The organism is bacterium (assembly GCA_018814885.1).
In the GTDB taxonomy this organism is placed as follows: Bacteria; Krumholzibacteriota; Krumholzibacteriia; order LZORAL124-64-63; family LZORAL124-64-63; genus JAHIYU01.
Window position 1 is genome coordinate 1 of the sequence record JAHIYU010000144.1, and the last position, 21,025, is coordinate 21,025.

Annotated in this window: 19 protein-coding genes; 9 read left to right on the forward strand and 10 right to left on the reverse strand. The window is 68.6% G+C overall.

Annotated elements, in window-relative coordinates; translation table 11 throughout:
• From KJ554_10990 to KJ554_11000, 3 genes are all read left to right on the forward strand, one after another.
• Positions 1-2,171 (forward strand): TonB-dependent receptor (locus KJ554_10990; GenBank protein ID MBU0742861.1); only part of this gene is annotated, 2,171 nt, incomplete at its 5' end.
• A 10-nt stretch (positions 2,172-2,181) separates the two neighbouring features.
• Complete coding sequence (locus KJ554_10995; GenBank protein ID MBU0742862.1) at positions 2,182-2,898, forward strand: thiamine diphosphokinase; 717 nt, start codon at positions 2,182-2,184, stop codon at positions 2,896-2,898.
• Positions 2,895-4,259: a sodium:solute symporter family protein gene (locus tag KJ554_11000; GenBank protein MBU0742863.1), complete on the forward strand. Its 1,365-nt coding sequence runs from the start codon at positions 2,895-2,897 to the stop codon at positions 4,257-4,259. The genes KJ554_10995 and KJ554_11000 overlap by 4 nt, the downstream gene beginning before the upstream one ends.
• A gap of 19 nt (positions 4,260-4,278) precedes the next feature.
• Here KJ554_11000 and KJ554_11005 read toward each other — a convergent pair whose 3' ends face one another.
• The 5 genes from KJ554_11005 to KJ554_11025 form a co-directional block, all read right to left on the reverse strand.
• Complete coding sequence (locus KJ554_11005; protein ID MBU0742864.1) at positions 4,279-5,091, reverse strand: mechanosensitive ion channel; 813 nt, start codon at positions 5,089-5,091, stop codon at positions 4,279-4,281.
• A gap of 22 nt (positions 5,092-5,113) precedes the next feature.
• Positions 5,114-5,953 carry a DUF3078 domain-containing protein gene (locus KJ554_11010; GenBank protein ID MBU0742865.1) on the reverse strand — a complete coding sequence of 280 codons (840 nt, stop codon included), beginning with the start codon at positions 5,951-5,953 and terminating at the stop codon, positions 5,114-5,116.
• 184 nt (positions 5,954-6,137) lie between these two features.
• Positions 6,138-7,874, reverse strand: a complete 1,737-nt coding sequence (locus KJ554_11015; GenBank protein MBU0742866.1) for a phosphotransferase — start codon at positions 7,872-7,874, stop codon at positions 6,138-6,140.
• Positions 7,864-9,024, reverse strand: a complete 1,161-nt coding sequence (locus KJ554_11020; protein ID MBU0742867.1) for a DUF1343 domain-containing protein — start codon at positions 9,022-9,024, stop codon at positions 7,864-7,866. Before KJ554_11020 ends, KJ554_11015 begins: the two co-directional genes overlap by 11 nt.
• Before the next feature lie 73 nt (positions 9,025-9,097).
• Positions 9,098-9,685: a hypothetical protein gene (locus KJ554_11025; protein ID MBU0742868.1), complete on the reverse strand. Its 588-nt coding sequence runs from the start codon at positions 9,683-9,685 to the stop codon at positions 9,098-9,100.
• Positions 9,686-9,830: 145 nt separating this feature from the next.
• Here KJ554_11025 and KJ554_11030 point away from each other — a divergent pair, with 145 nt between their 5' ends.
• Positions 9,831-11,948: a S9 family peptidase gene (locus KJ554_11030; protein ID MBU0742869.1), complete on the forward strand. Its 2,118-nt coding sequence runs from the start codon at positions 9,831-9,833 to the stop codon at positions 11,946-11,948.
• A 74-nt stretch (positions 11,949-12,022) separates the two neighbouring features.
• Here KJ554_11030 and KJ554_11035 read toward each other — a convergent pair whose 3' ends face one another.
• The 4 genes from KJ554_11035 to KJ554_11050 all read right to left on the reverse strand — a co-directional run bounded on the left by KJ554_11035 (position 12,023) and on the right by KJ554_11050 (position 16,552).
• Entirely contained in the window at positions 12,023-12,265 is a 243-nt protein-coding gene (locus tag KJ554_11035; GenBank protein MBU0742870.1) for a hypothetical protein, read from the reverse strand.
• Positions 12,266-12,330: 65 nt separating this feature from the next.
• Entirely contained in the window at positions 12,331-14,241 is a 1,911-nt protein-coding gene (locus KJ554_11040) for a diguanylate cyclase (protein MBU0742871.1), read from the reverse strand.
• A gap of 83 nt (positions 14,242-14,324) precedes the next feature.
• Positions 14,325-15,368 (reverse strand): hypothetical protein, encoded by a 1,044-nt coding sequence (locus KJ554_11045; protein ID MBU0742872.1) that lies wholly within the window; start codon positions 15,366-15,368, stop codon positions 14,325-14,327.
• A gap of 17 nt (positions 15,369-15,385) precedes the next feature.
• Positions 15,386-16,552: a hypothetical protein gene (locus tag KJ554_11050; protein ID MBU0742873.1), complete on the reverse strand. Its 1,167-nt coding sequence runs from the start codon at positions 16,550-16,552 to the stop codon at positions 15,386-15,388.
• A gap of 480 nt (positions 16,553-17,032) precedes the next feature.
• Between KJ554_11050 and speD the strand changes: the two genes are divergently transcribed.
• The 5 genes from speD to KJ554_11075 are packed head-to-tail and all read left to right on the forward strand — an operon-like array spanning position 17,033 to position 20,168.
• Positions 17,033-17,413 (forward strand): adenosylmethionine decarboxylase, encoded by a 381-nt coding sequence (gene speD, locus KJ554_11055; protein ID MBU0742874.1) that lies wholly within the window; start codon positions 17,033-17,035, stop codon positions 17,411-17,413.
• A gap of 39 nt (positions 17,414-17,452) precedes the next feature.
• Positions 17,453-17,728 carry a hypothetical protein gene (locus KJ554_11060; GenBank protein ID MBU0742875.1) on the forward strand — a complete coding sequence of 92 codons (276 nt, stop codon included), beginning with the start codon at positions 17,453-17,455 and terminating at the stop codon, positions 17,726-17,728.
• The gene (gene speB, locus KJ554_11065; protein MBU0742876.1) at positions 17,725-18,603 is read left to right on the forward strand and encodes an agmatinase; all 879 of its coding nucleotides are present in this window, start codon (positions 17,725-17,727) and stop codon (positions 18,601-18,603) included. Before KJ554_11060 ends, speB begins: the two co-directional genes overlap by 4 nt.
• A 1-nt stretch (position 18,604) precedes the next feature.
• A complete protein-coding gene (locus KJ554_11070) occupies positions 18,605-19,639 on the forward strand; it encodes a deoxyhypusine synthase (protein MBU0742877.1) in 1,035 nt (344 codons plus the stop codon).
• A 40-nt stretch (positions 19,640-19,679) separates the two neighbouring features.
• Complete coding sequence (locus tag KJ554_11075; protein MBU0742878.1) at positions 19,680-20,168, forward strand: hypothetical protein; 489 nt, start codon at positions 19,680-19,682, stop codon at positions 20,166-20,168.
• A 15-nt stretch (positions 20,169-20,183) separates the two neighbouring features.
• On the opposite strand, the gene KJ554_11080 is transcribed toward KJ554_11075, so the two are convergent.
• On the reverse strand, positions 20,184-21,025 hold an 842-nt coding region (locus KJ554_11080), incomplete at its 5' end, for a methylated-DNA--[protein]-cysteine S-methyltransferase (GenBank protein MBU0742879.1).

Genomic DNA, 21,025 nt, shown 5'->3' on the forward strand with positions numbered 1-21,025 from the left:
CCGCCGACACCGCCGCCGTCCACCAGGCCTCCGACGTGGTCGTCACCGCCTCGCGCTACGGCGACGACGTCCACCTGAGCCACGCCAACCTCACGCGCGAGGAGCTGGCCGGCCGCATCGGCGTCGCCGACATCCCCCTGCTGCTCGAGGACACGCCGGGTCTGCACGCCTGGTCGGACGCCGGCAACGGCGTGGGTTACACCTACCTGAACATCCGCGGCTTCGACCAGAAGCGCGTGGGCGTGATGATCGACGGCATCCCGCTGAACGATCCCGAGGACCACCAGGTCTACTGGGTCGACCTGCCCGATCTCGCCTCGTCGGTGCAGGACGTGCAGGTCCAGCGCGGCATCACCAACTCGCTGGGCGCCACGACCGCCATCGGCGGGACGGTCAATCTCGTGACCGATCTGTTCACGCCAGAGCGCGAACTGCGGCTGTCGCTGATGGGCGGCAGTTACGGCACCTGGAAACAGACCGCCTCCTACCAGACGGGATTGCTGGACGGCCGCTTCCAGTCGGCCCTGCGCCTGTCGCGCCTGGAGAGCGACGGCTACCGCGACCGCACTGGCAGCAAGCTGTGGGGCCTGTTCTGGAGCGCCCGCTACCTGACCGAGAACAGCACGACCCGGGCGAAGATCTACACCGGGCGCGAGGAGTCGCAGCACGGCTGGAACGCGGCCTTCGAGGACGATCTCGCGGCCGACCGCCGCCACAATCCCGAGACCTACGCGGACGCCGTCGACGACTTCCGCCAGCCCCACTACGAGCTGCACCACCAGTGGCGCCTGTCGGACCGCTTCACCGCCGAGAACGCGGTCTTCTGGATCCACGGCGAGGGCTTCTACGAGAACCTGAAGGAAGGCGTGGACGCGGCCGATTTCAGCCTGGACGCCCTGCTGGGCCTCGACCCGGACGCCGCGGTGGACCTGGTCCGCCGCAAGAACGTGGACAAGAACCAGGTGGGCTGGGTGTCGCACCTGCAGCTGCGACACGGCGGCGGCCGCACCATCGTCGGGGGCGACATCTACGACTTCCACAGCGACCACTGGGGCGACGTGCTGCGCGTCGACGGCATGCCCGGCGGCCCCGGCGAGGACCTGCGCTACTACGGCTACACCGGCGACAAGCAGGCCTGGAGCGTCTACGTCAACGAGATGTGGGAAGCCGTGCCCGGGCTGACCCTGTTGGCGGACCTGCAGCTGCAGCACAAGCAGTACCGCTTCGAGCAGGACGCGGTGGGCAACTTCACCGGCGCCGACCGCCACGCCTACCGGGTCGACTACGACTTCTTCAACCCCAAGGGCGGCATCCACTGGGAGCTGCCGTCGCGCCCCTTCGGCGGGCGCGCGGCCCTGTACGCCCACGTGGGCAAGACCCATCGCGAGCCCGCCGACGGCGAGCTCTTCGACACCTGGGACGGGCCCGATGACGTGGGCGTCAGCCCCCTGTTCCGCGAGAGCGTGCCCGTCGACGAGGACGGCGACGGGACGTTCGACTATCTGGAGTGGTCCGACCCCTACGTGCGGCAGGAGCGGGCGGTCGACTACGAGCTGGGGGCGTCCTGGCGCGGCGAACGCGTCTCGCTGACGCTCAACGGCTACTGGATGGACTTCGACCACGAGATCATCGCCTACGGCGCGGTGGACGACGACGGCGCCCCGATCCGGGGCAACGCCGATAAGACCCTGCACCGCGGCGTGGAGCTGGGCCTGGCCGCCAGGCTTACCGACACCCACACGCTGAAGGTGGCCGCTTCGACGAGCTGGGACGAGTTCGACACCTACGTCGCCACCTTCGATCCCGACACCTGGAGCGCCGGCGCCTTCGACCAGAGCGGCAATCCCCTCGCCCTGTTCCCGCGCCACCTGGCGAGCGTGGCGCTCGTGTCCGACTTCGGCGCGCTGGACTCGCGCCTGCGCCTGCGCAGCGTCGGCCGGCAGCACCTGGACAATTCGGGCCTGGACGCGCGCACCATCGACGGCTACGCCACCCTCGACCTGGCCGCGGGCCTGGACCTGGGCGGCCTGGCGGGCGCCACGCGCCTGGACGTGCGCGTCGACAACCTGCTCGACCAGATGTACGAGACCACGGGCTACTGGTACGGTGGCCGCTGGCTGATACCCGCCGCGGGCCGCAACGTGCTGGCCGGCGTGCACTACGTATTCTAGAGGAGCCGCCATGACGGAAGCGCCGCCCTTCGGACGCGAGGCGGACATCGTCTTCGCCAAGACCGGCCTGCGGGCCGTGATCCTGGGAGGCGGCGAGGAGCCGGCCTACGAGTGCCTGGCCCACTGGGTGGAGATGGCCGACTTCTTCTTCGCCGCCGACTGGGCCGCCCTGACCTACGAGCGTTTGCCGCGCCGTCCGGACGCCATCATCGGCGACCTGGACACGATGATGGGCAAGCTCATCGGCGCGGACGACCCGCCCTTCCTGCACATCGAGGACCAGGAGACGACCGATACGGAGAAGGCGCTGCTGCACGCCCTGGACCTCGGCTGTCGCGAGGCCGTGCTGCTAGGCGCCACGGGCAGGCGCCTGGATCACACGCTCTACAACCTGTCCCTGGTGGAGGGCTTCGCCGACCGCATGCGCATCTGCGTGGCCAACGAGCACTGCACGTCCGTGCGGATCGGCGCCGGCGAATCCGTGATCTGGGACCTGCCGGCCGGCACGACCTTCTCCCTCGCGCCCCTGGCGTCCCCGGCCCTGCTGGGCGAGGTGACGGGCGCGCGATGGCCGGTGTCCGACGAGGTGCTGATCTACGGCGGCGACCTTTCGATCTCCAACAAGGTCGCCGCGCCTCCCCTGCGTATCGAGGTCTACGAGGGCTCGGTGCTGGCGTCGATCGGCAACGAGCGGCTGGGCCTATTCCTGCGCGGGATGTCGGAATGACCTTCGCCGCGGTCTACGTCTTCTTCCTGCTCTACGCGGTGCTGCGCCTGTTCCGCCGGCCGTCCGAGACCGAGGCCAACTACATAGTGGCCGGGCGCCGCCTCACCCTGCCCGCCTTCGTCGCGACCATGGTCTCGTCCTGGTACGGCGGCATCCTGGGCGTCGGCGAGTACGCCTGGACCTACGGGGTGAGCAACTGGCTGGTCTTCGGCGCCCCCTACTACCTGTACGCCGTCGCTTTCGCCGTGTTGTTGGCGCGGCGGGCGCGGCAGTCCCGCGTGCTGACCCTGCCCGAGCTGCTCCACGACCGCTACGGCCGGACGCCGGCGCTGCTGGGCGCGGCGACCATCTTCGTGATGACCGTGCCGGCGGCCTACGTGCTCATGCTCGGCGTGCTGGTGGAGATGGCCACGGGCTGGCCCCTGTGGCTGGGCGTGACCCTGGGCGCGGCGCTGTCGCTGGGCTACGTGCTGCGCGGCGGCCTGCGGGCCATCGTGGGCACGGACAAGCTGCAGTTCGCGCTGATGTTCCTGGGGTTCGTCGTGCTGGTGCCGGTCTGCGCGGCGAAGTATGGCGGCTGGGATTACCTGCGCGGCGCCCTGCCCGCGTCGCACCTGACCTGGAGCGGCGGGCGCGGCTTCCAGGCGGTGGCTGTGTGGTACGTTATCGCGGCCTCGACCCTCGTGGAGCCGGCCTTCTACCAGCGCTGCTACGCCGCCCGCGACGGGCGCACCGCCCGCCGGGGACTGTTCGTCTCGGTGGGCTTCTGGATCCTGTTCGACTTCCTGACCACCACCGCCGGCCTGTACGCGCGCGCCGTGCTGCCCGCCCTGGAACGACCCATGGCCGCCTTCCCCTTGCTGGCCGCCGAGGTCCTGCCGCCGGTGTGGCGCGGTCTGTTCGTCACGGGCCTGCTGGCGACGATCATGTCGACCGTCGACACCAACGCCTTCGTGGCGGCGGTCACCGGCGGCCGCGACATCTGGTCCAAGCTGCGCGGACGTCCCGGCGACGAGGCGGCCTCCCTGCGCGCGTCGCGCCGGGCCCTGCCGGTCGTCGGCGCCCTGTCGGTCGGGCTGGCGCTGTGGTCGGGGTCGGTGATCGAGCTCTGGCACCACCTGGGCAGCGTGGGCACGCCGGTGCTGCTGCTGCCCGTGCTGTTGGCGCACGGCCGGCGCCGCCGGTCGGGACGGCGCGTCGCGCTGTCCATGTGCGTTTCGGCCGTCGTGTCCCTGTCCTGGCTGGCCCTGGGCGGCGGCGGTCCGTGGCTGGGCGTGGAGTCGATCTTCCCGGGGCTGGCGGCGTCGGCTGCCGTGATGCTGACGGAAAAGGGGGCCGCTCCCGCGGGAACGGCCCCCTGATCGTCCGGTCTGTCTCCCGTCACGCCGGCTTGTGCACCATCAGCTGCGGGAAGGGGATCTCGATGCCGTCGCGGTCGAAGGCGCCCTTGACGGCCCGGTTGAAGTCGAACTTCACGCCCCAGTAGTCCTCCTTCCTGCACCAGGGACGGACCACGAAGTTGACGCTCGAGTCGGCCAGCTCGCCGACCGCGATCTGGGGCGCGGGGTCACGCAGGACGCGCGCATCGTCGTCGAGCAGTCCCTGCATGATCCGCATGGCCTTGGGGATGTCCGAGCCGTAGCCGATGCCCACGACCATGTCCACGCGGCGCGTGTCCTCGGCGGTGATGTTCTTGATGGTGTCGCCGAAGATCTTGCTGTTGGGCACGATGATCTTGATGTTGTCCGGCGAGTGCACGACGGTCGTGAAGAGGTTCATCTCCCTGACCGTGCCGGCGGCGCCGCCCGCATCGACGAAATCGCCGATCCTGAAGGGCCGGAACACCAGCAGCATGACGCCCGCGGCGAAGTTGCTCAGCGAACCCTGCAGGGCGAAGCCGACTGCGAAGCCCGCGGCGCCCAGCACGGCCACCAGCGAGGCCGTCTCCACGCCGAAGTTCTTCAGCGCCGAGATCACCGTGAAGACGATGATGCCGTAGTAGGCCAGGCTGTCCAGGAACGAGACGATGGCCCGGTCGACATCGGTCCTGCCCAGCGCCTTGCGCACCAGTTTGCGCGCCCAGCCGGCCACGATGCGGCCGACGATCAGGACCGCGATCGCGCCCACGACCTCGATGCCGTAGCCGGTGGCGAAGTCCACCAGCGCATCGAGGATCTTGTCAGTGTTCTCCATGAATCATCCCTCCGCTACGGGACTAGAACAGCTTGTAGGTCACGCCGAAGCCGAAGAGCTCGCGGTAGCGCGCCTTGCTGACGATCTCCTCGTCGTAGAGCACCTCGAAGAACAGCGTGGCCTGGATGTACTTGGAGACGGCCGCCGAGAAGGTGGTCTCCCAGGCCATGTCGACGCCCTTCCAGTCGTCCTGGCCGGGCAGGCCGGCCAGGTCGTCGCTGGCGCTGCTGGTCACCGCCTGGAAGACGCGCAGCTTGGAGACGGCCTTGAGGTTCTCGCTGAAGGTGTGCGACAGGTCGCTGACCCACTCCACGCCGGCGTCGTTGACGGTCTTCACGCCGTGGGCCATGCGCTGGCGGGCGGCGAAACCGACGCGCGTCAGCAGCTCGGTCCGCTCGTCCTTGACCAGCGTGCGCCCGACGCCAGACGACTCGGTCAGCAGGGCCGGCGCGAGGAGGTTGTTGCCGCCGTCGTGGAACTGGCTCTCCACGGTGAACGCGGCGTAGGGCGTGATCGGATGCTCGACGCCGAAGCGCATGAGCGATTCCAGGAAGACGCGGTCGGTGGACTTCAGGGGCCGGGCCCAGGCCTTGCCGCCGTCGGCCTCCTTCTCCTGGTGGGTCTGGCCGTACTTCAGCTTGAGCGTGTTCTTCCAGTTGGTGGACGCGGACATGTTCCTGGCCGCCACCATGTCCGCATTGAAGGTCCAGGTCATGGTGCCCAGCTCGGAGCCGGCCCACTCGTCGCTGTAGCTGCTCTGGCTGAAGAGCAGACCGAGGTCGGCGGTCTTCTCCCACGCCCCGGCGTTCGCGGCGGCTGCCGCGGCCAGCACGGCGACGCAGACGATCGCTTTTCTCCGCATGTTTGCACTCTCCTCATGTTGACGATTCCGTGTCGTATCCAAGGTGCGACGGCGCCGATACTAAACACGGGCGCGCGTCGTCGCAAGCGTCCGGTGGTTCAGGATCGGCGGCCGCCACGTATCCAGACAGCTTGGTACGTCGATTGGTCACGCGCGAATGCAGGATCGTCGATGAGCTCTGGCGTCATGCGCCGACGAGGCGTTGGGATATCATCTCCAGCCGCCCCAGCGGCTCCTCCCCCGGCAATCCCCGCCACGCCGCCAGCAACGCGGCAAGGTGCCGCACCCCCAGCGGCACGTGGTCGCGGAAGGCGCTCTTGCCCTTGACGCCGGCGAGGAAACCGAAGGCGCCCAGGGCCTGCATCACCCTCTGGAGGCCGGCGGCGGTGATGTCGCGTGCGAAGGCCGCCGGCGCCGGCCGGCCGGCAACCGCGGCGGCTCGGCGGTAGTAATCGAGCAACGCCTCGCGGTTGGCATCGCCGAGGTCGACGTAGGCGTCGCGCAGCAGGGACATCAGGTCGTAGGCGTAAGGCCCGCGGCGCGCGCCCTGGAAATCGACGAGGCGGGCCCGGCCGTCCCGCAGCAGGATGTTCTGCGACTGGAAGTCGCGGTGCATTAATACCACGGGCTGGGAGAGCACGGCCGCGCCCACGCGCGCGAGATCGTCGTCGAGACCCGCGAGATCCGCCGGGGACAGTCCCGCCTCGCCGAGCAGGAAGCGCTCGCGGAAGTAGTCGTGCTCCCAGCCGACGACCTCGGCGTCGAAGACGCGCGCCGCGGCGGCGGGGCCGCGCGCCAGCGCGTCCGTCCCCGCCGTCTGCAGCAAGACGAGCAGGTCCAGGGCGCGCCGGTAGGGATCGAGCAGATACGCCGGCCCGGCGCGGGCGAGGCGGTGCAGGGTGTCGTCGCCGAGGTCCTCCATCAGCACCGCGGCATCGGCGTCGTCGTGGGCATAGATCGCCGGGCCGCCCAGCCCCTCGGTCTGCAGGAAGCGCCCGATCGCCACGTACCTCGCGAAGTCGGGATCGTCCGGGGCGCTCTTCATCAGCACCGCCGACGCCTCGCCGCTGTGCAGGCGCCAGAAACCGCGGTCGGAGCCCTGCAGGGCCAACCGCCGGGGTACGGCGACGTCCCAGCCGGCGTTGCGCACCAGGGGCAGCGCGTTCACGGCCGCGGCGGTGACGTCGATGTCCAACGCGCAGTCCTCCCGCAGCAGCGCGTCGAGGTAGCGGCCGGGCGTGCCGAGGTCGTTCCTGAGCAGACCGACCGGGGCCACGCCGCGCACGCCCCGGCTGTCGTCGGCGACCGCCGCGAGCAGCGCGTCGACCAGATCGCTCGGGCCGTCGGGCAGCAGATCCAGAAACCGCCGCGCGCAGACGGCCACGCCGGTGTAGGTGAGCAGGCGGTCGTCCGGCGCGGGGACGGCGCCGAGGCGCCCGGCGATGTCGCGGACCCGGCCGTCGCCGCCGAGACGCACCGAGTTCACCTCCGGCCAGTCCACCAGCAGCAGGGTGGCCGCCGCGCCGCCGGCGAGGTGGGCGTCGCACAGCGACGCGAGGTCCGCGTCGCAGTCCACGTCGCCGTTGTGCAGCAGAAAATGATCGCCTTCGCGCAGGAAGTCGCGGGCGCCCCACAGGGCGCCGCCGGTACCGAGGATCTCGGGCTCGGGGAAGACGAGCACCTCGTCGAAACCGTCCAGCTCGCGCGCGCTCGCGGCGACCTGGCCGGCCAGATGATGGACGTTGATGCCCAGGTGACGGATCCCGGCGGCGCTAAGGCGGCCGGCGATGCGCGACAGCAGCGGCTCGCCGCCGAGGATCAGCAGGGGCTTGGGCGTGTGGTCGGTGAGGGGGCGCAGCCGGTTGCCGAGGCCGGCGGCCAGCAGCATCACGCGGCGCACGCATCCGGCGTCACGGGCCATAGCGCCAGCACTCCCGCACGACGATTTCGAACTGCAGGAGATCCGCGTCCCAGTGGCGGGTGATCGACAGGTGGTCCGCGCCCGCGTCGATGGCCTCGCGCAGGTCGGGCCCGCCGGCCAGGATGTCTATGGGCAGGCGTTCGTACTCGTACTCGTAGGGCGGCTGGCGCCAGGCGAAGTCCCGGGGCCACAGCGCGCGCACCGCGGCCAGCAGGGCGATCGCGGTCTGCACCGGCAGGAAGCTGTCGCGGTCGAAGACGTGGATCTGCACGCCGCCGCAGAGCCGTCCGGCGTGCTTCTGGAAGGCGGGCTCGAAGTGCAGCGGGCGAAAGGCGCAGCCCGGCAGGCCATGGTCCGCCATGGCGGCGGCCAGCCGCGCGGGATCGACGTACGGCGCGCCGCAGATCTCGAAGGGCCGCGTGGTGCCGCGTCCCTCGGACAGCTCCGTGCCCTCGAGCAGGCACATGCCGGGGTAGACCAGCGCCGTGTCCAGGGTCGGCATGTTGGGCGACGGCATCACCCAGGGCAGTCCCGTCTCGTCGAAGAGCATGCCCGGACGCCAGCCCTCCATGCGCACCACCTCGAGCTCCACCAGCAGGTCGTAGAGGTCGCGGAAGCAGAGGGCCATCTCGCCGATGGTCAAGCCGTGGCGCATGGGGATGGGCGCGAGGCCCACGAACGACCGCCAGCGCATGTCGAGGACGTTGCCCTCGCGATCGCCGCCCAGGGGATTGGGCCGGTCCAACACCACCACGCGCTTGCCCTGCTCGGCGCAGGCCTCCAGGCAGTGCAGCAGGGTCCAGACGAAGGTGTAGTAGCGCGCGCCGATGTCCTGCAGATCGACCACCAGGGTGTCGATGCCGCGCAGCATGGCCGCCGTCGGCTTGCGGTGCTCGCCGTAGAGAGAGTAGACCGGCAGGCCGGTCACGGGATCGTGGAAACCATCCCATTCGACCATGTTGTCCTGGGTCTCGCCGCGCAGGCCGTGCTGGGGGCCGAAGAGGGCGCGCAGGTCCACGCCGGCGTCGCGCAGCAGGAGCGCGGCGTGGCGCAGCTGCGCGTCCACCGACGCCGGATGGCAGAGCAGGCCCACGCGCTGGCCGCGCAGCGCGCGACAACGGTCGGCGAGCAGGATGTCGAGGCCGGTCATGACGGTGGCAGGAGGCATGGGCTCGCCTTCGCAGGGGTTCTGCGTGCAGCCTAGTGCGTACGGGGCGGTATGTCTAGGGTACGCGGTACAGGGATTTGACGCCGCCCCAGGTCGCGTCCGCGTTCGGCACCGCCACGTCCAGGTACAGGATGCCGCCGACGGCGAAGTACTCCACCAGATAGCCGCTGCAGTCGTCGTTCTCCCAGATGTAGAGCAGGGGTTCGACGAAGCCGGGCGACCAGGTCATGACGCAGCTGCCCTCGCCGTGCCCGGGACAGGCCTCCACCCGGAAGACGTGCTCGGAGACGTACTCGATGGTCTCTATGACCCGCACCCCGCAACCGATCGAAGTCCAGGACACCTCGCCGCACCCTTCCTGCTGATGCCACGCGACGGCTATGTTGTCGTTGAGCGACGTCGTGCTGAGGTGGGTCAGGGGATAATCGGACGAGATCGGGAACGAGACGCTTTCCAGGGTCAGTCCCAGCCAGTACGCGCTGGTGTCCATGCGGATGAAGACCCGCAGGAGGTCGCCGGGCTCTGCCGTCGCGTGGGTCACCTCGGCGTCGCGCTCCCAGGACATGTGGAAGTAGAAATCGGTCGCCCCGGCCGGGACGATCCAGAAAAGACCCGCCAAAAGGATGATACCAGCCGTTCGCATCGTACATGACTCCTCGCCGGGCGATGAACGAAGCATAGCACATCCCTGCAACCACGGCACGGCATAACCCGTAGTTTGCCCGCGCGGACGAATCGTTTATGATCCACCGGTCCGCACAACCCCGGTTCAACCAGGCGGTCCCAACATGCAAGCACGTTTCGCGACGGCCCTGTTCGCCCTGGTCCTCGTCCCGCTCGGCCGTTCCGACTCCGCCCCGCCCCCGGGACCGCCGATCGCCAGGATCGAGCCCACGACCTTCACGGAGTTCGGCCACACCCGCGTCGACGACTACTACTGGCTCAACCGGCGGGAGGACCCGGAGGTCATCGCCTACCTGGAGGCCGAGAACGCCTACACCGAGGCCATGACCGCGCACACCTCCGGGCTGCGGGAAACCCTGTTCGACGAGATCGTCGGCCGGATCAAGCAGGACGACAACACCGTCCCCTACCTGTACGACGGCTACTGGTACTACCGGCGTTACGAGGAGGACCGCGAATACGCCTACTACTGCCGCAAGGAGGTCTCCCTGGACGCGCCCGAGGAGGTGATGCTGGACGCCAACGAACGCGCCGAGGGACAGACCTACTACGCGGCGCGGTCGGTGCAGGTCAACTCGGACCGCAACGTGCTGGTCGTGGCCGAGGACGTCGTGGGGCGCCGTCTCTACACGATCCGCTTCAAGAATCTCGACACTGACGAGTGGTATCCAGAGTCCATCCCCGAAACGCACGGCAACCTGGCCTGGGCCGAGGACGGCAAGACCCTCTTCTACGGCAAGAAGGACCCGACTACCCTGCGGCCCTACCAGATCTGGCGCCACGAGTTGGGCACCGATCCCGCCGGCGATGCGCTGGTCTACCAGGAGGACGACGACACCTTCGGCGTGTACGTCTACAAGACGAAGTCGCGTCGCTACGTGATCATCGGCTGCGACCAGTCGGTGAGCAACGAATACCGCTACGTGGACGCCTGCGCGCCGGCCGAACCCTTCACGTTGTTCCTGCCGCGCGAGCGCGACCACGAGCACTCCCTCGACCACCTGGGCGGCCACTTCTACGTCAAGACCAACCGGGGGGCGCGCAACTTCCGCCTGATGCGCACGCCGGTCGACGCGACGGCCTGGGAGAACTGGACCGAGGTGGTGCCGCACGACGACGGCGTGCTGCTGGAGGGCTTCGAGCTGTTCGCGGACTGGCTGGTCGTCCAGGAGCGGCGGGACGGTCTGACGCACCTGCGGATCCGCCAACGCGAGGGCGGTCCCTGGCACGACCTGGACTTCGGCGAGCCGGCCTACCTCGCCTGGATCGACACCAATCGCGAACCGGACACCGACGTGCTCCGCTTCGGCTACGAGTCCATGACCACGCCCGAGTCCACCTACGACTACGACATGCGCACGCACGCGAAGACGCTGCGCAAGGAGCAGGAGATCCTGGGCGGCTTCGCGCGCGACGACTACGTCACCGAGCGCATCACGGCGACCGCGCGCGACGGCGTCGAGGTGCCCATCTCGCTGGTCTACCGCAAGGGCTTCGCGAAGGACGGCTCGGGTCCCCTGCTGCTGTACGGCTACGGATCCTACGGCTCGAGCATGGACGCCTATTTCAGCTTCTCGCGCCTGAGCCTGCTGGACCGGGGCTTCTGCTACGCGGTGGCCCACGTCCGCGGCGGCGAGGAGATGGGCCGCTGGTGGTACGACGACGGCAAGCTGCTCAAGAAGATGAACACCTTCAACGATTTCATCGACTGCGGCCGGGATCTCGTCGCGCGGGGCTACGCCGATCCCGCGCGCCTCTACGCCATGGGCGGCAGCGCCGGCGGCCTGCTCGTGGGTGCGGTGATGAATCTCGCGCCGGACCTGTTCGACGGCGTGGTGGCCCAGGTCCCCTTCGTGGACGTGGTGACGACCATGCTCGACGAATCGATCCCCCTGACCACCGGCGAGTACGACGAGTGGGGGAACCCCCACGAGCGGGAGTCCTACGAGTACATGCTCGCCTACTCCCCCTACGACAACGTGACGGCCAGGGACTACCCCAACCTGCTGGTGACCACCAGCCTGCACGATTCGCAGGTGCAGTACTTCGAGCCGGCCAAGTGGGTGGCCAAGCTGCGCGCCCTGAAGACCGACGACAACCTCCTGCTGCTCAGGACCGACCTGGCGGCCGGTCACGGCGGCGCCTCGGGCCGCTTCAAGCGGCACCGCGACACGGCCGTGGAATACGCGTTCCTGCTGGACCTGGCGGGGGTCGCGGAGTAGCTCCAACATGCCGGACGAAGAAGGCCGCGGTCCAGCAGGGCCGCGGCCTCGATTCATTCGGGACGTGCGGTGGATCAGCGATAGGCGGCTTTGAGCGCGCTCCAGGTCGCGGCTTCGCTGGGTGTGGGGCAGCTGCACCACGTATGGAGATAAAGAGCATCGATAATCACGTCATGGCCATTCCAGAGAATCCCGTTAAGGTAGAAGTCCTGGGGGATTTCATGGGTGTAGGCCCAGAGAGAAACATGACAAGGGGTCGCGAAGACAGTCGGCGGCCACAAAATCACGACCAGGCAAAGCAGCAGGATTCGAAACACGACGACCCCCTTGACGGCGGGTGGTCGGGCGAGGGGCGTCAGGATGATAGCATACAAACACTGGTTCAAGCAGCGGGCTGCGGTGCCGGAGCGGTAGCCGCCTCCACCCTGTCGCGCCCGTTCGCCTTGGCGAGGTACAGCGCCTCGTCGGCGGCGGCCACCAGTGCCTCGGCAGGCGCGTCCGCGCCGGGCGGCGACGTCCCCACGCCTACGCTCACGCTCACGGGCACGCGCGTGTCGTCGACACGGAAGTCCATCGCCGCGATGGCGGCCCGGATGCGTTCGCCCACCAGGGCGGCCGCGGCGGCCGGCGTGTCGGCCAGGATCACGGCAAACTCCTCGCCGCCGTAACGGGCGGCGAAATCCGTCGTGCGGCGGGCCTCTTCGGCGATGGTCGCGGCCACCCGCTTGAGGCATTCGTCGCCGGTCAGGTGGCCGTAGTCGTCGTTGAAGTTCTTGAAGAGATCGATGTCGATCATCAGCAGCGACAGCGGCGAGCCGCTGCGCCCGGCGCGGTTGTGGTCCGCGGCGAGGCGCTCGTCGAAGGCGTGGCGGTTGAAGATGCCCGTCAGGCCGTCCAGCTTGTTCCGCTCGTCGAGCTCCTCGTTGGCGCGTGCCAGCTGGCGCATCATGTCCTGTATCGCCGCGGTCTGCCGCTGCACCTCCCGCTTGAGTTCCCGGCTCGCCTCCGCCTGCACGCGCAGGAGCTCCGTGGCGGACTGTCTTTGCTTGCGGCGGCTCTCCTTGAGGGATTCGGTCAGCGCAATGATCAGGAACGCCGCCTCGGCCATGATGCCCAGCGCCGGCCCGTTCTCCGTGAAGATCGTGCGCGGCAGGACGCCGAACTTGCTGAGGATCATCAGCAACGAGCCCGCCAGGAAGGCGGACCAGGCTCCGGTGAACATTAGCGCGGGGCGGGAGCCGCATTTCCGCCAGATCCAGCCTCCCGTGGCGAGCACCAGGAACTCGGCTGCCAGGGCCAGGACGAGCGTCGGCCGGATCATGACCGCGTAGGGCAGGACCAGGGCCAGAGCCATCCCCAGCAGCGACAGCCTGGCGAGGAGCATGAAGAACCGGTTCAAACGGATCGCGTTGGTCTTGAGCTGCAGGAAGTGCGAGGCGAAGAAGTAGGCGGCGGCCGTCGTCGCCGACAGGAAGAACGTGATGCAGTGTTCCTGGAAGAACGGCGAGAAGGGCCACAGGTACTGATAGGCGATCCCGTCCATTGACGCCTTGATGCCCACGAACATGGCGGAATAGGCCACGAAGTACAGGTAGTTGCGCTCGCGCATCGACAGGAAGATGGCGGCGCCGTAGACCATGATCGACAGCATGACGCCGTAGAAGAAGCCGTACAGCGCATAGCTGCGGTTGACCTCCTTCTGGAAGGTCCGCTCGGACCAGATCGCGAGCGGGGCCTGCAGCGAGCTGGTGGACCTTATCCTCAACAGGAAGTCGTACTGTTCGCCGGCGACCATGGTGGCCGGGAAGACGAAGGTGGCGTGCTCCACCGGGCGCTCGGCGAAGGGCAGCGCATCGCCGGTCCGGTAGACCTGCAGGGCCTGCCCGTCCCGGACCTGGTGGAAGGTGACGTCGTCCAGCAGGGGATAGGCGATCTCGAGCAGGTAGTCGTCGCAGTCGCGGGCCCGGCTCCCCATCCGGAAGCGCAGCCAGTAGGTGTCGCCCGTGTATCCGAAGTTGGGCACGTCCTGCTTCACGTCCCGCCAGTCGTCACGGCGCCTCGGGTCGAGCACGTCGACCAGCCCGAGCGCGCCGTCGGGATCCACGAGGTAGTGCATGTGTCCGCACAGCATCGCTCCGGCGGCCGTCGCGTCCACCCACAGCAGGTCGTCATCGCCCGGCGCGCCCGCGTCCGCACCCGGCGCGACGAGGACGCAGCAAAGCGCCAGCAGTATCGAGCAGGTTGCCGTACACGCCGGACGGAACGGCGTGCGTGAAGGCGATAGGGCGATCAAAGCAGCCTCCCACGGACCAGGTACGTGAATCTCGTCCAGGATCATCGGCAAGGGGGCCCGTCGCTTGATCGGAATCTGTCGCGCTAGCCGCCGGCGACGATGAGCTTGCGATAGCTGGTCAGGGCGTGATTGGCCGGCGCCAGGCCGATGGCGACATCGAGGGCGCGCAGGCCGAGGTCGCTGTCGCCGTGATCGAGACAGATCAGGGCGACCAGCGTCCAGAACTCCACGTCCGCGACCGCGGGCGGACGGTCGGCGAGGGAGACGGCTATCTCACGCGCCCGCTGTGGACTGTCCAGATCGCGGTCCGCCTGGAGCACCAGCAGCATCTCCGGGGTGGAGAGCCCGTCCGGCCACCACGGAACCAGCAGCTCGAGCGCGGACTCCGGCTGTCCGGCGCGCACGCGGGCGGCGGCCAGATCCCGGCGCGTCTGCGGGGTAGGCGCGACGGCATGGACCGCGGCGAGGGAATCGGCGCGAGCCTCGAAATCGATGCCGGCGAGGCTGAACGCGCGGCGCCCGCCGGCCGGGCCGGGGTCGCCCGCGACGTTCCGGGCGAGCCACTCGCCGGAAGCGAGGTCTGCGCGGACGCTGTCGGCCCTGGCCTCGGCGGCCGCCAGCAGATCGGGATCGTCGGCGAGCTCCCAGTCTCTCTCGAGGTGACCGATCAACTGCCCGATCTGCGGGTTGTCGGGCGCGAACCCCGCGGCGACCAGCAGATCCTCGCGCGCCGGTTCGAAGCGTTTGCGGTTGATATGATGCAGTCCGCGGTTGTACCAGCCGCTGGCCGCATAGGGGTCGAGTTCGACGGCGCGGTCCATGGCCGTGTCCGCCTCCGCGTGCCGGTTGACCTTGGCCAGCGCCACGCCGAATGTGCGCCAGGCCACCGCCAGCTCCGGGTCGGCGGCGACTGCTTCCCCGAGATAGTCCAGGGCGATCGCGGCGCGATCCTGGTTCATGTAGACGGTGCCGATGACGGTGCTGGTGACCGGATCGACGCGGCCGCCGGCGGCCAGGGCCCGCCTGGACTCGAGCAGGTCCGGCAGCGCTTCCCCGCCGGCGCCCATGTAGAAGCGGGTGCGCCCGCGCAGGGCCTGCGCCGGCCCGGGCCGGTCGCGCCGGCGCATGCAGATGGTGAAGGCCTCTAGCCCTTGCCACCCCGGGCATCCCGCAGCGCCGGGTCGGCGGCGGCGGAGCAGTCGGACATCAACTGGCAGGCGTAACTGAACAGGGATCCCGCCACGTAGCGGTCCTCGTGGAGGGTGACGAACGGCACGGTCACGTCCGGTTGCCCGCAGATGACCGGGGGAAAGCTGTACCCCTCGAAGGGCAGGTAATAGAGCATGGGCGCGCGTCCGATCAGCCCCAGGGCGTGATCGAGACGCGCCTCCTCGATACGGTCCTGCGCCTCGAAGAGTGTGGCCACGTCGTTCCAGTAGCGCGACATCTGCGGGATGTGGACGCGGGACGAGGCCGGCGTGCCCAGGGCGTGCACGGCCATCTCCTGTTCCCCCTGGTGGAACCAGGCCATGGCCTGGATCCAGCGGTTGCCGTAGCCGGACTGGCGCTTGCCCAGCCCCGACTCGTACATCCCGAACACCCGGTAGCGCAGGGGCGGCATCGCTAGGGCGACCAGGTAGGCCTCCTGGAAATGTCCGGCGCCCGCCAGCAGCAGGCCGCGCGCGAGCATCTCCTCCTGGCCCAGATCGACGACCCAGGCGCCCCGGTGCCGGGCCAACCAGGCCAACCCCTCTTCCCACAGGCCCAGATCGTAGTGCAGCCACGCCCCCGCCAGGGCGATGCGCTGCTCCAGATGGGGATCTGTCCGGACGCGAAGGTCGTGGGGCAGGACGGACCAGGCGGTCTCGAGGTCCGCACGGGCTCGCGTCCAGTCACCGGTCTCGGTGCCGATGCGACCCAGCTCGTACCAGACCCGCGCCCGGGTGGGATCGGTCTCGACGACGAGACGGCATCGCCTGACCGCCTCGTCGAACTCCAGGCCGTCCGGCCTGTGGCGCGTGAGGGTCAGCAGGTCCCTTGCCGAGGTGTCCATCTCGAAATCGAGCGCGCCGCCCTCCAGCCGCTCGTGGTTCCACAGCCGCAGGGTCGCGAGGCCCTCTTCGGCCAGCCGCCGTCTCCGCTCCCGCTCCGGCGCCGACAGACGGGCGAACGCGTCCGCGTCGACGCCGCCCAGATCGGCGACGGCCCGCTCCCAGGGATCGTCTGCCGGTTGCGGCGGCGCATGGGTGCAGGAGGCGGCGAGCGACAGGGCGAACGCCGCGAAAACCAACAAGGCGGGGCGCATCTTCATCTCGCTTCCGGCGTAAGAGGCGGAGCGGTCGAGCGTTTCGTCGCCTGCGATCGAACGTCGATGATAATACGGACCCGCCGACACCGGGCCAACCGTTTGGGCGGACGTTTCCGGCCGCGCGGGGGGGTGCGGGCATCGGCCGTTTTTCGCCGATGACAGCGGTCTGTCGGCGGAGCCTCGCCGCGAACCCGACGGGGTCCAGACCGCAGATTGGCGGGTCCTTTTCCCGCGCGTTCAGGAATTAATCCGGCGCCTCATCGTCGCATTTGACTCAACTCCCGGTTTCGCAATCATTTGCGATATTCAGGTTTTTTGCCCTCATTGTCCCGGTCACCTTGACACGAAGCGCGGAGAAAATGTAATTTTGCCACTGTCACGCTGCGGTGTGACGCGGTTCCTGCTGTCCCCAAGCCCAAGCCCCCCGGGAGCAGAAGCGTGAGGCGGCAAATCTCTTATCTCCAGCGACGGGGGGCTCATGAGTTGCACAAGGGAAAACACCTCCTGATCGACTGCCGGGACGTACCGTACGAGCAGTGCCTGGACGACCAGACCCTGCTCGATGTGATGTCGCGCGCAGCGAAACTGGCCGGTTCAACGGTCATCTCCCAGATCCGATACAAGTTCGGCAGCGATTCTCCGCCCGGCTGCACCGCCGTGGTCATGCTGGACGAGAGTCATTGCTCGGTGCACACGTACGCGGAACTGGGCTTGATGGCTTTCGACATCTTCACCTGCGGAAAGACCAACCCCATGCGGATCTGGGAGATGATCCGCGATGAGCTGGACATCCGCAACGCCGACGTGCGCGAGGTCAACCGCTTCATCGTGTCCCACCACGCGTCGGCCGACCTGGCGTCCTGAAGCGCCGCACTAACGCGACTGAAAGCAGGAGGATGCTCGATGACTCTCCAGACTCAAGGTTCGGGCAACGACGAGGTGCAGAAGCCCGTCAGCAAGCGTCGCTACGACTCCAGGACCTCCGCGGAGCGGGAACGCGATCATCTGAAGCCGTTGCGCAGCCGCAGGAACCGCGACGATGAATTCGACGACTACGACCCGGACTACGAACTCGGCGATGACAAGCCGGAAGACGAGGACGAGGACGACCTCGATCTCGACGACTTCGATGACTACGACGAAGACGAGATCGACGACGACGAAGACGATGACAAGTGAAGCACTGGCGCCTCCACGAACGCCCGGGCGCGTTCGGAGGCCTCGATGAGCCGCAATCCCTCGAAGCGGCCCGGTTCGTCGTGTTGCCCATCCCCTACGACGGGACGTCCACCTGGCAGAAGGGGGCCGACGCGGGTCCCGGGGCGGTGCTGGCCGCTTCGGCCAACATGGAGCTCTACTGCATAGAGACCGACAGCGAGCCCTGGCGCCGCGGCATCGCGACCCTGGCGCCGCTGGCAGGCTTCGAGACGCCGGAAGAGATGGTCTCGACCGTACGCGAGGCCACCTCGGAGCTGCTGGCGGAGGACAGGATCCTCATCGGCCTCGGCGGCGAGCACTCCGTGAGCATCGGCCTGATCCAGGCCCATGCGGCGCGGCACCGGGACCTGACCGTCCTGCAGCTCGACGCGCACGCCGACACCCGCGACAGCTACGAGGGATCCCGTTTCAACCACGCGTGCGTGATGGCGCGGGCCGCCGAGGTCGCCAGGACGGTGTCGGTGGGCGTGCGCAGCATGGACGCGAGCGAGGTCCCCGGCCTGGACCGCCGTCGGGTGTTCTTCGCCCACGAGTTCTCCGCCGGGAAGACGACGCGGGCGGTCCTGGACCTGCTGGACGGACCCGTCTACGTGACGATCGACCTGGACGTGCTCGACCCAGCGGAGATGCCCGCCACGGGCACGCCCGAACCCGGAGGCCTGGGCTACCGGCAGGTCCTGCGCCTCCTCGCGGAGGTCTGCATGCGGCGCCTGGTCGTGGGCTTCGACGTGGTCGAACTCATGCCCATGGCCGGCAACCGGGCCCCGGACTTCCTGGCGGCCCGCTTGATCTACCAGCTGATGGCCTACCTCGACGCGGGCCGCGGAGGAAACTGATATGCAGAAGAAAGACGTCCTGCAGGATGTCGTCCGCCACGTGGACGTGACCTCCTTCGACGCCAGGATGCTCGTGGACGCCTTCCGCGACATGTCGTTCCAGGCCCGCAACCTGGCCCGCGCGGCGGACATCTTCGACAGGATGCTCGCCGACCGGGGCTGCGGCGTGATCCTCACGCTGGCCGGGTCGCTCTGCAGCGCCGGGCTCAAGGACGCCATCGCCCTGATGATCGACGAGAACATGGTCGACGTCGTGGTGTCGACGGGCGCCAACATCGTCGACCAGGACTTCTTCGAGGCCCTCGGTTTCCGCCACTACAAGGGCTCGCCCCACGCCAACGACCAGCAGCTGCGGAAGCTGGCCGTCGACCGCATCTACGATACGTACATCGACGAGGACGAGCTGCGCGTCTGCGACATGACCATCGCCGGGATCGCCGGCGGGCTGCCGGCCCGTCCCCACTCCTCCCGCGAATTCATCACCGCCATGGGCGCCTACCTGGACGACAAGGGCGTCGAGTCCGACCGCTCCATCGTGCACTCGGCCTACAGGAAGGGCGTGCCGATCTTCTGTCCCGCCTTCAGCGACTGCTCGGCCGGCTTCGGCCTGCTCCATCACCAGTGGCACAAGGACGCGTACCTGACGATCGACTCGGTGGCCGACTTCCGCGAGCTGACGCAGATCAAGCTCGCCCTCGCGGAGACCGGGATCCTGATGGTCGGCGGCGGCGTGCCCAAGAACTTCACCCAGGACGTGGTGGTGGCCACGGAGATCCTCGGCGAGGACAGGCCCATGCACCGCTACGCCGTGCAGATCACCGTGGCGGACGAGCGCGACGGCGCCCTGTCCGGCTCGACCCTGAAGGAAGCCTGCTCCTGGGGCAAGGTGGACACCTCGTACGAGCAGATGGTCTACGGGGAGGCGACCGTCCTGCTGCCCCTGCTGGCCAGCGACGCCTGGCACCGCGGTTCCTGGCGGGAGCGCGCCGCGAGACGCCTGAACGACATGTTCGCCGGCATCGAACTCCGGCCGTGAGCCGAACGTCAAGGACAGCCGAGAGCGGGGAGTCGCATCATTGAATCTTGATATGCTGGTGAACTGGTCGACGGTACTTGCCAACATCGCGGCGGTGGTGGGCATACCGATCGCGATACTGGTTTTCATGAGGGATCGCAGAATGGCCGAAAGAGCCAGAGAGGAAGAGACATACGGTTCGCTACAAGACAAGTACAGCGAGTTCCTCGAGTTTTGTCTGGAGCGACCGGAACTCGGCCTTCATGACTACGATCGACAGCCGTCGAAGCCAACCTCCGCAGAGATCTGCCGGCAACGTATGATCGCCTTCGAAATCCTGGTTTCCATGTTCGAGCGGGCCTTCTTCTTCTACAGCAGGGGGCACAGTTCCGATTTCATGCGGCGCCAGTGGATTGGCTGGGCGGAGTACATGCGGGATTGGGCCGGCAGGGACGATTTTCGCGAGGCCTGGCGAGAGCATCTGGATGCGCAGTTCGATGCGGATTTCATACAGTACATGAATCAACTCATGCGCGAACAGCCGGCTTGAGCATATGACGGACCGCTAGACCCCGCCCCCATCCACCGTGCGCCACAGGTACCACGAGGCCATGGACCGGTACGGCGCCCAGCGCGCGCCTTGGAGGTGCATCTCCCTGGGCATGGGCCGCGCGGAGAGCCCGAGATGGGCCTGGACCGCATCCTGCAGACCAAGGTCGTCCGCGGGCCAGACGTCGAGGCGACCGAAGTGGAAGATCAGAACCATCTGGGCCGTCCACACGCCGATGCCCTTGACCTCGGTCAGGGCGGCGATGGCCGAGTCGTCGTCCAGGCGGCGCAGGGAGCGCAGGTCCAGACGCCCGTCGCCCACGCGGGCGGCGAGATCGCGCAAGTAGCCGATCTTCTGGCGCGACAGACCCGCGCCGCGCAACGCGTCGTCCGGGAGGGTCGCGAACTCGTCCGGGACCGGGAAGTCGGCGCCGGGCGTCAGCGCGCGCACGCGCCCGGCGATGGTCGCGGCCGCCTTCATGGAGATCTGCTGGTGCACGATGGACAGCACCAGGATGTCGTAGGGATCCTCACGATCGCCGAAGGCGGGCAGGTAGGGGCCGGACCGCGCGATCACGCGGCCCAGCTTGCGATCGACGCGGGACAGGTGGTCGAGTCCGGCCTGCAGCTCCTCGCTGAACACGTAGCCCTCCGCGTGCAGCAGACGCGCCTTGAGCGCCGCGCCGCCGGTGGCGGAGAAGCCGCCCAGTCCCCCGTCCGACGGCAGCACGCGGTGGCACGGCACCAGCAGGGGCAAGGGATTGGCGGCCATGACGCGACCCACCGCCCGCGCTGCGCCGGGCGATCCCGCCCGCTTCGCCAGCTCGCCGTAGCCGATGACGGCGCCGGGCGGCACCC

Excerpts from the sequence above, each read along its gene's own strand:
- KJ554_10995 (MBU0742862.1), top strand. The coding sequence starts at position 2,182 with ATGACGGAAGCGCCGCCCTTCGGACGCGAGGCGGACATCGTCTTCGCC.
- KJ554_11000 (MBU0742863.1), top strand. The coding sequence starts at position 2,895 with ATGACCTTCGCCGCGGTCTACGTCTTCTTCCTGCTCTACGCGGTGCTG.
- KJ554_11005 (MBU0742864.1), bottom strand. The coding sequence starts at position 5,091 with ATGGAGAACACTGACAAGATCCTCGATGCGCTGGTGGACTTCGCCACC.
- KJ554_11010 (MBU0742865.1), bottom strand. The coding sequence starts at position 5,953 with ATGCGGAGAAAAGCGATCGTCTGCGTCGCCGTGCTGGCCGCGGCAGCC.
- KJ554_11015 (MBU0742866.1), bottom strand. The coding sequence starts at position 7,874 with ATGGCCCGTGACGCCGGATGCGTGCGCCGCGTGATGCTGCTGGCCGCC.
- KJ554_11020 (MBU0742867.1), bottom strand. The coding sequence starts at position 9,024 with ATGACCGGCCTCGACATCCTGCTCGCCGACCGTTGTCGCGCGCTGCGC.
- KJ554_11025 (MBU0742868.1), bottom strand. The coding sequence starts at position 9,685 with ATGCGAACGGCTGGTATCATCCTTTTGGCGGGTCTTTTCTGGATCGTC.
- KJ554_11030 (MBU0742869.1), top strand. The coding sequence starts at position 9,831 with ATGCAAGCACGTTTCGCGACGGCCCTGTTCGCCCTGGTCCTCGTCCCG.
- KJ554_11045 (MBU0742872.1), bottom strand. The coding sequence starts at position 15,368 with ATGCGCCGGCGCGACCGGCCCGGGCCGGCGCAGGCCCTGCGCGGGCGC.
- KJ554_11050 (MBU0742873.1), bottom strand. The coding sequence starts at position 16,552 with ATGAAGATGCGCCCCGCCTTGTTGGTTTTCGCGGCGTTCGCCCTGTCG.
- KJ554_11060 (MBU0742875.1), top strand. The coding sequence starts at position 17,453 with ATGACTCTCCAGACTCAAGGTTCGGGCAACGACGAGGTGCAGAAGCCC.
- KJ554_11070 (MBU0742877.1), top strand. The coding sequence starts at position 18,605 with ATGCAGAAGAAAGACGTCCTGCAGGATGTCGTCCGCCACGTGGACGTG.